The following is a 12,172-nucleotide window of genomic DNA, read 5'->3' on the forward strand; positions in this document are numbered from 1 at the left end:
AGTTTTTAATGGTTGCATCTTTCCCGTTCGAACCCGCAGACTGAGAGGGTGATCCGGGGGAATGAATGAATATTGCGCTGATTGGTTTGGGGATGGTTTCGGGCACGCATGTCGCTGCCATTCAGGCATCGGAGCAAGGCCTCAATCTTGCTGGCGTCCTCGGGCGCAATCCTGAAAAAGCAGCTGAGTTCGCGCAGCGAAACGACACTCGCGCGTTCAGCTCGGTCGAGGAAATCGCAAACGACTCAAACGTCGACTTTGCGATCATCGCAACCCCGCCTGATCAGCGTACAGAGTTGGTTCGGGTTCTTTCGACTGCTTCGAAACCGATCCTGATGGAAAAGCCTATCGAAAGAACGCTGGACGCCGCGACAGCCATTGTCGAGCAGTGCGAGGTGTTAGGTGCGCCGCTGGGCATCGTCTTTCAGCACCGCGCCCGCGCCGCCTCGCAGGCACTGAAATCAGCCATTGAACAGGGTGAGTTGGGCACGATCGCCACAGTGGAGATCCGTGTCCCCTGGTGGCGCGATCAGAGCTACTATAACGAGCCGGGTCGAGGCACTTATGCACGCGACGGAGGCGGTGTCATGATCTCGCAGGCGATCCACACGCTTGACCTCACGATGTGGCTGCTGGGGCCGATCTCGGACATTCAGGCTGTAATGAGAAAAACTCCACTACACGATCTCGAGGCCGAGGATTGGGCAGGTGCAGTCTTTGAAATGGATAGCGGCGCGGTGGGAACTTTGATGGCGACTACTGCCGAATACCCTGGGGCCGCTGAAGCTATCACGATCCAGGGCACCCGCGCCAAAGCGCATCTGGAGTCAGGTGTCCTGACCTTGACCGCTTTCAATGGTCAGAAGTCCACGGTTGGCGAAATGTCCGCTACAGGCGGAGGGGCCGATCCCATGGCGTTCACCCATGATTGGCATCAGGCGGTTATCGAGGATTTCGCCGAGGCCATCGCCGGTGGAACGCGGCCCATGGCCACCGGACGCAGTGCCCTTTTGACCCACGCCGTCATCGACGCGATGCAGATCGCCAATCGAACCGGCCAGAAAACACGAGTCATCTCATGAGCCTGACCTGCGTCGCCCTTGGCCTTGACCACCGACATATCTATGGCATGACGGAAAACATGCGTAAAATCGGCGTGGACTGCGTTGGCTACTGGACACAAGGCGATCCGGAAACGCTGCCGGGCTACGTCAAAAGGTTTCCCGATATTCCGCGGCTGGCCCGACTGGAAGACGCCCTAACCAGTGGGGCGGATCTAGCGCTGATTTCCGCAATCCCGGCAGATAGAGCTGCCTTGACGATCCGGGCCATGCAAAACGGCATGGATGTCATGACCGACAAGCCAGGCTGCACGACGTTCGAACAACTCGACCAGATCAAGCGAACAGTCACGGACACCGGCCGCATCTGGTCGGTGAATTTTTCCGAACGGTTTGAAACGCCCGTCAGCACCCGAGCGGCCGAGTTGGTCGAGGCCGGTGCCATCGGGCGCGTGATCCAGACGGTCGGACTTGGCCCCCACCGATTGAACCGGGCAACCCGGCCCGAATGGTTTTTTCAGCGTGAACGCTATGGCGGCATTCTGACCGACATCGCCTCGCATCAGATCGATCAGTTCTTGCACTACACAGGTTCGGAAACCGCTGAAATCACAAACGCTTATGTGGCGAACTACGCAAACCCCAACGATCCCGGATTGCAGGATTTTGGCGAGGTCAATCTACGAAGCGAGAATGGCACCGGTTACATCCGGGTTGACTGGTTTACGCCGGATGCCCTTCCGAACTGGGGGGATGGTCGTCTGACGATCCTAGGAACCGAAGGCTATATCGAGTTGCGAAAATATGTTGATGTGGGTGGGGCCTCAGGGACGGACCATCTGATCCTCGTCAATGGTGAAACCTGCCAAAAGATCGACGCATCTAACGCCGGCCTTCCCTACTTTTCGCGCCTCGCCGATGACATCCGCAACCGGACGGAAACCGCGATGACGCAGACCCACTGCTTTACGGTCATGGAACTGGCACTGCACGCGCAGGAAATGGCGGAACGCGGATGATCAACGTTGCGATCCTTGGCGCAGGTATCGGTGCGCAACATCTGAGCGCACTGGAACGGCTTGACCGCACTTTCCGCGTAACCGCCGTTGTCGACCAGAATACGGACCGGATCGAACAGATTCGACAGAACGCGAATTTTCGAGCACTTACCAACATTCAAGACGCGCTGGATGATCCGGCGATTGATGTCATCGACATCTGCCTGCCGCCCCATCTGCATGTACCGACCACCCTTGCCGCACTGGCCGCAGGAAAACACGTTGTCTGCGAAAAGCCTCTTGCGACCTCGATGCAGGATGTGGATCGGATCACGGCAGCCGCAAGCAGCGCGGGCAAGCATGTGTTTCCAGTTTTTCAATACCGGTGGGGTCCGTCACTGGCCCAATTGCGCCACCTGCAACGCGCAGGCCTGACCGGAGCGGTTCAAACTGCCGCGCTTGAAACCCATTGGTCCCGAGGGGCAGACTATTACGCGGTTCCGTGGCGGGGAACATGGGCCGGTGAACGCGGCGGCGCAGTGCTGGGCCATGCCATCCACAACCATGATCTACTGACTCATATCGCGGGTGATATCGCTTGGGTGTCCGCAATGGCTACAACGCGGGTCAACCCGATCGAGACCGAAGATTGCGTAGCGATCTGCTTTGGCATGACTTCCGGAGCATTGTGCACAAGCAATATCACACTAGGCGCCGCCACGGACGAAACCCGCCTGCGGTTCGTCTTTGAAAAGGTGACCGCCACCTCAGGTACGGAACCCTATGCCCCAGGTCAATCGCCCTGGACATTCGTCGCGCGGGACCCGGTGGATCAAGCCGCTATCGACGAGGCTCTTGCGGCCGTCGCCGCCGAGCCAATTGGGTTCGAAGGCTTCTTTGCCGAAGTCGGCAAGGCACTGCGGTCCGAGGCAAATTCGGCCGTTACGCTGCAGGACGGCGCTGCGTCCATCGGCCTTGTGACGGCGATTTATCACGCGGCGCGCACCGGGCAGCGTGTTGCCCTTCCCATCAGGCCCGATCACCCGCTGTATGAAGGATGGCTGCCATGAAACAATGCTGGCGTTGGTTCGGACCCGATGATCCGATCGCCCTGGCCGATCTCCATCAAGTCGGGGTTCAGGGCATCGTCACCGCACTGCATCACATCCCCCCGGGACAACCCTGGGACGAACCGAGCATCGCCGATCGGCAGGCAGTTCTGGCTACTGCCGGGTACAGTTGGGACGTTGTCGAAAGCCTGCCCGTCTCCGAGGCGATCAAAACACAGTCCGCAGACATGGCTGAACATCTGCAGGCGTATAAGTCCAGCCTCAGGTCCCTGTCCGCCCGTGGCATCAAAGTCGTTTGCTACAACTTCATGCCAATCCTGGACTGGACGCGCACCGCCCTTCGCGCCCCGCAGCCGCACGGCGGAACGGCCATGCTGTTCGACCTGACCGATTTTGCTGTTTTCGACATACATATTCTCAAGCGACCGGGCGCGTCCGAAGACTATTCCAGCGTCGTCCAGCAAACGGCCAAGGATCGCTTCTTGCGCATGTCGGATGAATCCAAGGCCCAGTTGCAACACAATGTCACTGCGGGGCTGCCCGGCGCCAACGATCAGTGGAGCGTGCAGGACGTGCGCGCTTTGTTGCAGACCTATGCTCATATAGACCGTGACCGGCTTCGCGCAAACCTGATCGACTTCCTGTCAGAAGTCGCACCAGTCGCCCAAGAACTGGAACTACGCTTGTGCTGTCATCCGGATGATCCGCCGTTCTCCTTGCTTGGTCTGCCGCGGATCATGTCCAGCACCGATGACTACGGCACCGTTCTAGATGCGGTTGATTTGCAGGCGAACGGCGCAACCTTGTGTACCGGATCGCTGGGAGTGTCCCCCGAATTCGATGGGCCGGACTTCGTGCGCAGGCATGGCGACCGGATTCACTTTGTTCACTTGCGGAATACCCAACGCATCGCAGGATCAGACAGTCAGAAGCCGGACTTTTTTGAGGCTCCGCATTTGGAGGGCGACACCGACATGGTCGGCACCATTCGCGAGTTGATGAACGAACAGCGCCGCCGCAAATCCCAGAGGCGGGACGACTGGCAAATTCCGATGCGGCCCGACCACGGACAAGAACTGCTGAGCGATCTTGGTGGACACAGCACTCCTGGCTATCCGCTGATCGGACGAATGCGCGGGCTGGCGGAATTGCGCGGAATAATGGCGGCATTCTCGTAACGCGTCTGATCAGACAGTTTCTTTCCGCCCGCAACACTTCTTTGCTTGCCTGAGCGCCGCATTCTTCGTTTACTTACGGTACGTAAACGGGCAGCGGGGTGTCTTCCGGACTCGCCCGACGTCTGTTCAAGACGCGTGAAACTCCCGCGAAAACCGATGCGATTGGGCATCATTTTTCGAAACGTCTGCCATACGGAAATGGCAGAAAACGGGAGGATTCAAAATGAAAACAGCAGGCGTAATCGGTCTTGGCGACATGGGCAGCGGCCTTGCCAAGAACCTGATCAAGAATGGCTTTGAAACATCCGGTTTCGACCTGAGCGAGACACGCATGACGGCATTTACCGACATGGGCGGCCTGGCCAAGGACAGCGTGGGACAGGTTGGCCGTCACGCGGCCAGTGTGTTCGTCATGGTGATGAACGGAGATCAGGCCCGCGATGTCATATTGGGTGAAGATGGCCTGATTGCGAACATGGCCAAAGGCGGAACGGTCATCCTGTCGGCGACCATTACCCCGGCCGAAGCAAGCGCGATCGGGCAAGACATGGAAGGTTCGGGCATCCACCTGATTGACACCCCGGTTTCGGGTGGGTTTCCCGGCGCGCAGAACGGCACATTGACGATGATGGCTGCGGGTGCTGCGGATGTGCTGGATCGAAATGCCGAAGTAATGCAGGCAGTGTCAGCTACCATTCATCGGGTCGGAGAAAACGCCGGCGACGGGCAAACCGTGAAAGCTTGCCTCCAATCCCTTATCGGATCAATCTTTTCCGCCACGTTCGAGGCTGCAGCCCTGGCGGCCAAAGCCGGTGTCAGCGGTCAGGCCTTGCTTGATGTGTTCTCCTCGTCCAGCGCAGGGTGTGGAGTCGTGAATACCGCCCTTGAAAACATCATTGATCGCAAGTTCGAAGCTACCGGCAGCCATATCGCAACCATGCACAAGGATCTGACGATCTCTCTCGCACTGGCCAGTGCGTTAGGCGTTCCCATGCACACAGCGTCATCCGCAATGCAGATCTTTCACGCCGGAAAAACCAAATACCCGAACGGCGACAACTGGGTATGTACCCGCGTCATCGAAGAGATCGTTGGCGCTGAATTGCATCGCTGAGGGGACCGAACATGAAATTAGGTGTAATTTGCGACGGCATTTCCCGCGATCTGCGGCATGCCGTGGACGTAATGGACGAATTCGGTCTGGACTATGCAGAGCTTCAATTCGTTGGCGATACGGAGGTCGGAGACCATTCCCCGCAGGAAATTGCCGAGATCAACGCGCTCTTGCGCGACCGGGGCAAACCTGTGTCGTGTCTGTCGCGCCATATCTTTGCAGGGATGACAGCTGCCAACAGACCCGGCGACGACCTGCACACTCGGCACATGGACGCTTTGAAACGCGTGATCGACATGGCTCATGTTGTTGGGTCTCCTCTTGTTCGGATCATGACCCAACGAAAGGAGCAGATACTCTGGGGAAAAAACGGCGCCGAGAAGTGGAACGTGGCGCATGGGGTATGGGACACGATGCCGCCTCTGATCGCGCCGGCAGTTGAACTGGCAAGAGTTGAGGGTGTGACTCTCGTTGTGGAAACCGGAAACGGCACGCTGGTCAATTCCAACTTTACAGCCCGCAGGCTGATTGACGAGTTGGACGCAAAAGACAGTTTGAAAGTGCTGTGGGACCCCGGAAACAACTGCTGGTGCCACGAATTGGCGTACCCGGACGGCTATGAAGAACTGCGCGGAGGCTACTTGGGTCACATTCACATCAAGGACGTAAAGGTCGACACGCCGAAGGCGACGCTGGAAGTGCGCCGTATGGGGGAAGGTCAGCTTGCGCCTCTGTTCCAACCCATCGCGGACGCGCTCAGATCCGACGGCTATGATGGCGTCATTTCCTTCGAGAGTGTTTATCACCCCGGCAACGGAAACTTCGAAGATGGATTTCGTCTGTGTGTGGACAAGTTCAAAAGTCTGTTTGCATGAACGTGCAGTCAATATGCGTTCAAAATCAGAAGCTTGATCCCCAATGCTGAATGCCAAATGGGGTGTAGAAAGCTGAGCGCCTTCGCGTAAAATTAATGAAAGGGCCTGCTGGATGAAGCAAGATTTTTTTGATCTGTCCATTGAAACGCCCGGCAAATCCCTCACCGACATCAGCGGGATCGTTCAGCGAGCGGTGTCCGAACATGAATTTGTGTCGGGCCTGCTGACCCTTTGGTGCGTCCACACGGGGGCTGCGTTGTTGGTGCAGGCCAATGCCGATCCCGAAGTGCTCAGGGATATCGAGACGTTCTTCGAGAAACTCGTACCAAAGTCACCAGGCAAGTATCACCACCGCCCGACCGAGGACGACAACGCTCCATCGCATCTGCGGGCGCTGTTGACGCAAACTCAGATATCCATTCCGGTCGAACAGGGGCAGCTTCCGCTGGGTCGCGTACAAAGCCTGTACCTGTTCGAACATCGAGAGGCGCCAAAAACTCGCCGATTGAAGGCGCACTATATCGGGACTTGATGCTTTGGGTCACATAGAGCGTTGACGTTGCTACCGCCCCATCCAGCCCCCGTCGACGACAAGGATTTCACCGTTGACGAAGTCCGACGCGGCAGAGGCCAGAAAGACCACCGGTCCGGCAAAGTCATCAGGCGTACCCCAACGGCCTTGGGGTGTTCGTTCGAGGATCGACTTCGACCGGACCGGATCATCCCGCAGCGCTTGGGTGTTGTCGGTCGCGATGTAGCCAGGCGCAATCGCATTCACGTTCACGCCCTGCCCGGCCCATTCGTTGGCCAAAGCCTTGGTCAGCTGTCCAATCCCACCTTTCGAGGCCGCATATCCCGGCACAGTAATGCCGCCCTGAAATGTCAGCAGCGATGCAGTGAAGATGATCTTCCCAGAGCCGCGCACCAGCATGTCCTTGCCAATCTCGCGAGACAGAACGAACTGCGAGGACAGATTCACCTCAATCACTTCGTCCCACCAGTCGTCCGGGTGTTCGGCGGCGGGTTTGCGTTTGATCGTGCCGGCATTGTTGACAAGGATATCAGGGGTTTGTCCGTCGGCCCTCAACGTATCAACGAACCCATGCAGCGCGGCGCGATCCGAGAAGTCGCACTGGTACGCCCGGAACTTGCGCCCCATCGCCGTCACAGCTTTTTCGACATCCGACCCGGACAGCTCGAGCGAGGCGGACACTCCGATGATATCGGCTCCGGCCGATGCCAATGCCTCGGCCATGCCGCGCCCGATACCGCGTTTGCACCCAGTAACAAGGGCCGTCTTTCCCGTCAGGTCGAAACTTTGCAAAACACTCATGAACGCGGTCCTACTTCGATCAGGCTTTTCATTGCGGTTGGACTGCGATCCAGCGCTTCAAACGCGGCCTGAATGTCTGCTAGAGGGCTGACGTCAGTAATCACGACATCCGCGTCCACTCCGCCCGAGGCGACAACTGCAATGGCTTTCTCGTAATCCTCTGGCTCATAGACCCTAGCACCGATCAGTTGCAGCTCTCGCCAGAAGAACTGGAACAGGTCAATCTGGGGCTTTTGAGCATGGATCGCGACCATAACGATCCGAGCCCGCGTCGCGGCAACGGCGGCCATCGCATCAACACCGGGCTGCGTTCCCGACACCTCGAAAACCACATCTGCCCCTTTGTCGCCTGTGCGCGCGTTGATTTTGGACACCAGATCGGTTTCGGTTGGGTTGATCGTGTCAAAGCCAAGTTTTTCAGCTATCGCCAGACGGTTCGGATTCACTTCGGAAATCACGACATTTCCGCCCGCATCCCGGGCAACCATGGCAACCAGGATGCCGATCGGGCCGCCGCCGATGACGACAACGTCCTCTCCAGGTTGCAGGCCAGACAAGCGCACATCGTGGCAGGCAACGGCGACTGGCTCGATCAGCGCCGCGTGATCCATGCGCAAGTCGTCCGGAAGAACGTGCAACGTGTGGGCCGGAACGGTCCAGATCTCTTGCATGGCACCATCGGTATCGAGGCCGAGAAACTTGAGGTTCTGACAGATATGCTGATGCCCCCGTTTGCAAGCGGGGCATTCTCCGCAGTGATCAAGCGGTCGGACAACGACCTTCTGGCCGGGTTCGACCGTATCGACGCCCTCGCCCACCGCTTCGACGACACCTGACATCTCGTGCCCAATCACCCGGTTCAGGCCGACACGGGCATCCATGTTGCCGTGGTAGACGTGCATATCCGTCCCGCAAATCCCACAATAGGCAACGCGAATGGCAGCTTCGCCGGGGCCTGGATCCGTCGCTTGGGCTTGCTCTACAGCAAAGCTCTTTTTTCCCCTGTAGTATGCCGCAGAGATCGTCTGGGTCGTCATGTATGCATCTCCCTGTGTTCCGCATTCAGTTTGTCCCAGTCGAATTCCACTCCGGTTCCCGGGGTATCCGGGGCGACGGCCAGACAGTCTTCCACAACCAGCGGACGGGTCGTGTATTGGTCTATCGGGAATGAGTGTACTTCTAGCCAGCCAGCGTTGGGTTGCGCAGAAACAAGGCTGACGTGCAGCTCCTGCATCCCATGGCTGCAAACCGGAATGCCGTGCTGTGCGCTCAGCGCGGCCACGCGCAGCCAGCCGGTTACCCCACCGCAGTTTGAGGCATCGGGTTGGATGAAACTCAGCTTCGCGTCATCAAAGGCGAATTCGAATTCGTGAATGGTGTGCAGGTTTTCACCCATGGCGAGGGGAACGCCCGTCGCTTCGACAATTCGGCCATAACCTTTGTAGTCGTCTGGAACAATCGGTTCCTCGAACCACAAAATATCGCAGTCGGCAAACCCTCTGGCAGCCACGATGGCCTGTTCGACGGTCATAGAGTAATTCGCATCGACCATGAAGAAACGGTCCGGGCCCAGCATCTCGCGCACTGCCCGGGCACGCGCAAGATCGTCGGCCAGGTCTGGTTGACCGACCTTGATCTTGACTGCGTTGAACCCTCGCGCAAGGTACCCTTCGGTCTGGCGCAGCAGTTTCTCTAACGAGAAATTCAGGTCGATCCCACCGGCGTAGGCCTTGCACCGTTTGGACGCTCCGCCGGCCATCTGCCACAATGGCGCATTTTGTGTTCTGCCCCGAATGTCCCACAATGCAATATCCACGGCCGAGATGGCAAAGGAGGCGATCCCGCCCCGCGCGACGTAGTGTACATGCCACTGCATGGCGTCGTACAGGCTTTCGATCTGTTCAGCGTCTTGTCCTACAAGGAACGGTGCCAGATCATGCTGGATCATCGCCAGGATGGCATGACCACCCTTGCCCCCCGTATAAGTATATCCGACCCCCTCGACCCCATCCGAGGTTTGAATAGTAACTGTGATCAGTTGAAAAAACGTGTGATCCCCATGTTTAGCATCGACGAGGACCTCTGCGAGCGGAACGTTGAACAGCCGCGCTGAAACACTTTCTATGCGATTCATGAACCCAAGACCTTCTGCTGCCTGGCAATAACCCGAGACTGTAAAAGGATCACCGCAAATAGAAAGCCTCCAAGTATGACCATCTGCCAATAGGCACTGAAACTGATGGTGCCTTGACCGTTTTCAAAGTTCAAAACGTTGAAGACCAGCCCAAGCAACAGCGCACCGGCCACCGTCGCAAGGATCGAACCCATCCCGCCCGTCAACAAAGTGCCGCCCACCAGCACGGACGCGATGGCCGACAATTCCCATCCAATGTCTTCGAGGGGTTGCCCAGATCCAAAACCCGAGGCCTAAAAGGGTCAGGCCAGCCCCCGGCAACGCAACCTGAATTCCGCTTGGGCCGAAATAGGCCGCTACAGATCCGACCCACAAATCACTCTCGCAAGTCATGACACGCGCCCAGCGCGATCGCAATGAACATCGCATTGTAATTCAGGAAAGACGAGAAATTGTAGGCGCTGCAAAAGTTTACATCGCGCATCAGCCCAAACAAGATCAAAGCCATCAGTGCGATCCAAACCGTCACCGAGGACGAATTGCGACGAAGGTACTTTCGGGTGCAGTTTGAGTGCCATCGCCCTCACTCCCAAAGTGCCTAACTGATATCGAAACACCGCAGCTTTGTACGGTGAATTTGCCGACAGCGGGATTTCACAATGGTAGAAGCAAGTGTCGGCAACGAGCCGGAAGGTCCATTCACAAAAAGCTATTACCCATAGGCATAACTATTCAAATTCCCTGTGCTTCTTCAATGGTTTTGTGATCTGGCATTTCTGATGCATAATTAGTCAATTGCGTATCCGATCAATACTGTCGGGAGCGATTGCATGACTGCCGAAACTTCAGATTTCGTGAAAGCCGCAGATAACGCAAATGCAACCTCTACCAATTCGCACAGCGGGTTTCACATAAAGATAAGAACCAAGTTGCTGGTCGCGCTACTTGGAATTGTCGGGTTAATGCTAATACTGGCGTTCACCGGGCTATCTGAGTTGCGCAAAGCGAACCTTCGAACTGCTGAGTTGCTTCAAGATCAGGTACGGCTATCAAATCTAAAGGTGTTTGAAAGCAGTCTGCAAGAAATCTGGTTGAATGGAACAGCAATTTTTGCAGAAACTGGAGGCAACACCATGCTTGGCGACAGTGCAGGGTTCTTTGAAGCTAAGCTGCATGTTATTCAGTCGCTTGGTCATCTCATTGAGACAAGAGATCAACCGGATCTCAGCCTTTTTTCCGACGATGAAATCGCGGATGTGTCGCGAAAGACTCAAGAAATAAAACGAATAGGACTTGATATCGTTGAGCGATATGAAGCTGGGCAGATTGTAGCTGCCAAATCAATATTCGAGTTGCAGCTGGTCCCAATAATTAAGTCTTTGGATAATCTGATTGAGAAACGATACCTGCTTTTGCGCGATGGTATGCGCTCGAAAGCTTTGATTAACCAAAACGCGTTTGATCAATCGTGGCGAATGGTGCTTGCTTCAGCTGGGATTGCAGTCGTTATTGCGATTTTGCTTGGCTTCCTACTCAGCAAGTCTTTGATCCGCACGATTGAGCAAATCCGGGTCACGCTAAGAAAAGTTGCTCAAGGCGACTTTACCGCCCGAGCTAATATCAAGAGCACCGACGAGCTTGGAGATCTCGCCCGCAGCGCCAATCGTATGACAGAGCGTTTGGGTACGTTGTACGATGAGCTTGAGACTGCAAACCTACACAAGTCGCAATTTCTCGCCAATATGAGCCATGAATTGCGAACTCCGATGAATTCGATCCTCGGATACACCGAAATGATCCGGGATGGAATTTATGGTCCGGTGCCCAAAAAAATCGACGATCCGCTGCATCGGGTTCAAGTGAACGGCAAAATGCTACTGTCATTGATCAACGATGTTTTGGATATTTCGAAGATTGAAGCTGGAGCACTCGAACTGACACTGGACACATATTCGATGTCTGAGATCCTCAACGACGTTGTTTCCACGGTTGAGCCTATAGCAGCGAGCAAGGGACTGGAAATCCGCACCAAAGTAGAAGGCGGACTCCCCACTGGGCGTGGCGACGCGGGTCGTATTAGACAGGTCTTACTTAACATCGTCGGAAATGCGGTAAAGTTCACTGACAAGGGTTACGTCGAAATAAACTTGGCGCGTCGTGATCAACGGTTTGTAGTAACCGTAACTGATACGGGAGTTGGAATTTCCTCAGAGCAAATTGACGAGGTTTTCCTGGAATTCAAACAGGCTGACGCCTCGTCTACGCGTGCCGCCGGGGGTACTGGTCTCGGTCTATCTATCTCTCAAAAGATCGCAGAAATGCACGGTGGGCGAATTGAAGTCGCCAGCAGCCTTGGCAACGGTTCGACATTCACTGTTGTACTCCCCGTTCAGGCTACGAGGAGCTGAG

Annotated in this window: 13 protein-coding genes; 8 read left to right on the forward strand and 5 right to left on the reverse strand. The window is 56.3% G+C overall.

All coding sequences use genetic code 11. The features are described 5' to 3' along the window. The first annotated feature begins 65 nt into the window (after positions 1 to 65). From ACRZ95_RS05520 to ACRZ95_RS05550, 7 genes are all read left to right on the forward strand, one after another. The gene (locus ACRZ95_RS05520) at positions 66 to 1,082 is read left to right on the forward strand and encodes a Gfo/Idh/MocA family protein (protein ID WP_170677386.1); all 1,017 of its coding nucleotides are present in this window, start codon (positions 66 to 68) and stop codon (positions 1,080 to 1,082) included. Then, the gene (locus tag ACRZ95_RS05525; protein ID WP_170677384.1) at positions 1,079 to 2,080 is read left to right on the forward strand and encodes a Gfo/Idh/MocA family protein; all 1,002 of its coding nucleotides are present in this window, start codon (positions 1,079 to 1,081) and stop codon (positions 2,078 to 2,080) included. Before ACRZ95_RS05520 ends, ACRZ95_RS05525 begins: the two co-directional genes overlap by 4 nt. Beyond that, positions 2,077 to 3,129 (forward strand): Gfo/Idh/MocA family protein, encoded by a 1,053-nt coding sequence (locus tag ACRZ95_RS05530; protein ID WP_170677382.1) that lies wholly within the window; start codon positions 2,077 to 2,079, stop codon positions 3,127 to 3,129. The genes ACRZ95_RS05525 and ACRZ95_RS05530 overlap by 4 nt, the downstream gene beginning before the upstream one ends. Beyond that, on the forward strand, positions 3,126 to 4,307 hold the full coding sequence (gene uxuA / locus ACRZ95_RS05535) for a mannonate dehydratase (RefSeq protein WP_170677380.1): 1,182 nt from the start codon (positions 3,126 to 3,128) through the stop codon (positions 4,305 to 4,307). The genes ACRZ95_RS05530 and uxuA overlap by 4 nt, the downstream gene beginning before the upstream one ends. Positions 4,308 to 4,530: 223 nt before the next feature. Then, positions 4,531 to 5,421, forward strand: a complete 891-nt coding sequence (locus ACRZ95_RS05540; protein ID WP_170376073.1) for an NAD(P)-dependent oxidoreductase — start codon at positions 4,531 to 4,533, stop codon at positions 5,419 to 5,421. A gap of 11 nt (positions 5,422 to 5,432) precedes the next feature. Further along, complete coding sequence (locus tag ACRZ95_RS05545; protein ID WP_170677378.1) at positions 5,433 to 6,296, forward strand: sugar phosphate isomerase/epimerase family protein; 864 nt, start codon at positions 5,433 to 5,435, stop codon at positions 6,294 to 6,296. 112 nt (positions 6,297 to 6,408) lie between these two features. Then, on the forward strand, positions 6,409 to 6,828 hold the full coding sequence (locus ACRZ95_RS05550) for a secondary thiamine-phosphate synthase enzyme YjbQ (RefSeq protein WP_170677376.1): 420 nt from the start codon (positions 6,409 to 6,411) through the stop codon (positions 6,826 to 6,828). A gap of 30 nt (positions 6,829 to 6,858) precedes the next feature. Here ACRZ95_RS05550 and ACRZ95_RS05555 read toward each other — a convergent pair whose 3' ends face one another. The 5 genes from ACRZ95_RS05555 to ACRZ95_RS05575 form a co-directional block, all read right to left on the reverse strand. Continuing rightward, complete coding sequence (locus ACRZ95_RS05555; protein WP_170677375.1) at positions 6,859 to 7,629, reverse strand: SDR family oxidoreductase; 771 nt, start codon at positions 7,627 to 7,629, stop codon at positions 6,859 to 6,861. Then, positions 7,626 to 8,666 carry an alcohol dehydrogenase catalytic domain-containing protein gene (locus ACRZ95_RS05560; RefSeq protein ID WP_170677372.1) on the reverse strand — a complete coding sequence of 347 codons (1,041 nt, stop codon included), beginning with the start codon at positions 8,664 to 8,666 and terminating at the stop codon, positions 7,626 to 7,628. Before ACRZ95_RS05560 ends, ACRZ95_RS05555 begins: the two co-directional genes overlap by 4 nt. Beyond that, on the reverse strand, positions 8,663 to 9,763 hold the full coding sequence (locus tag ACRZ95_RS05565) for a mandelate racemase/muconate lactonizing enzyme family protein (RefSeq protein ID WP_170677371.1): 1,101 nt from the start codon (positions 9,761 to 9,763) through the stop codon (positions 8,663 to 8,665). Before ACRZ95_RS05565 ends, ACRZ95_RS05560 begins: the two co-directional genes overlap by 4 nt. Continuing rightward, positions 9,760 to 9,957: a hypothetical protein gene (locus tag ACRZ95_RS05570; RefSeq protein WP_480554628.1), complete on the reverse strand. Its 198-nt coding sequence runs from the start codon at positions 9,955 to 9,957 to the stop codon at positions 9,760 to 9,762. The genes ACRZ95_RS05565 and ACRZ95_RS05570 overlap by 4 nt, the downstream gene beginning before the upstream one ends. Positions 9,958 to 10,139: 182 nt before the next feature. Further along, the gene (locus ACRZ95_RS05575; protein ID WP_480554630.1) at positions 10,140 to 10,271 is read right to left on the reverse strand and encodes a hypothetical protein; all 132 of its coding nucleotides are present in this window, start codon (positions 10,269 to 10,271) and stop codon (positions 10,140 to 10,142) included. A 322-nt stretch (positions 10,272 to 10,593) separates the two neighbouring features. Here ACRZ95_RS05575 and ACRZ95_RS05580 point away from each other — a divergent pair, with 322 nt between their 5' ends. Next, positions 10,594 to 12,171, forward strand: a complete 1,578-nt coding sequence (locus tag ACRZ95_RS05580) for a sensor histidine kinase (RefSeq protein ID WP_170677369.1) — start codon at positions 10,594 to 10,596, stop codon at positions 12,169 to 12,171. Position 12,172 lies beyond the last annotated feature (1 nt).

The organism is Ruegeria sp. AI3 (assembly GCF_056541245.1).

Bases quoted from the DNA above. Each gene is read 5' to 3' on its own strand.
- ACRZ95_RS05550 (WP_170677376.1), top strand. From the start codon at position 6,409: ATGAAGCAAGATTTTTTTGATCTGTCCATTGAAACGCCCGGCAAATCC.
- ACRZ95_RS05570 (WP_480554628.1), bottom strand. From the start codon at position 9,957: ATGGGTTCGATCCTTGCGACGGTGGCCGGTGCGCTGTTGCTTGGGCTG.
- ACRZ95_RS05530 (WP_170677382.1), top strand. From the start codon at position 2,077: ATGATCAACGTTGCGATCCTTGGCGCAGGTATCGGTGCGCAACATCTG.
- ACRZ95_RS05525 (WP_170677384.1), top strand. From the start codon at position 1,079: ATGAGCCTGACCTGCGTCGCCCTTGGCCTTGACCACCGACATATCTAT.
- ACRZ95_RS05575 (WP_480554630.1), bottom strand. From the start codon at position 10,271: ATGGCTTTGATCTTGTTTGGGCTGATGCGCGATGTAAACTTTTGCAGC.
- uxuA (WP_170677380.1), top strand. From the start codon at position 3,126: ATGAAACAATGCTGGCGTTGGTTCGGACCCGATGATCCGATCGCCCTG.
- ACRZ95_RS05580 (WP_170677369.1), top strand. From the start codon at position 10,594: ATGACTGCCGAAACTTCAGATTTCGTGAAAGCCGCAGATAACGCAAAT.
- ACRZ95_RS05555 (WP_170677375.1), bottom strand. From the start codon at position 7,629: ATGAGTGTTTTGCAAAGTTTCGACCTGACGGGAAAGACGGCCCTTGTT.
- ACRZ95_RS05545 (WP_170677378.1), top strand. From the start codon at position 5,433: ATGAAATTAGGTGTAATTTGCGACGGCATTTCCCGCGATCTGCGGCAT.
- ACRZ95_RS05520 (WP_170677386.1), top strand. From the start codon at position 66: ATGAATATTGCGCTGATTGGTTTGGGGATGGTTTCGGGCACGCATGTC.
- ACRZ95_RS05560 (WP_170677372.1), bottom strand. From the start codon at position 8,666: ATGACGACCCAGACGATCTCTGCGGCATACTACAGGGGAAAAAAGAGC.
- ACRZ95_RS05565 (WP_170677371.1), bottom strand. From the start codon at position 9,763: ATGAATCGCATAGAAAGTGTTTCAGCGCGGCTGTTCAACGTTCCGCTC.
- ACRZ95_RS05540 (WP_170376073.1), top strand. From the start codon at position 4,531: ATGAAAACAGCAGGCGTAATCGGTCTTGGCGACATGGGCAGCGGCCTT.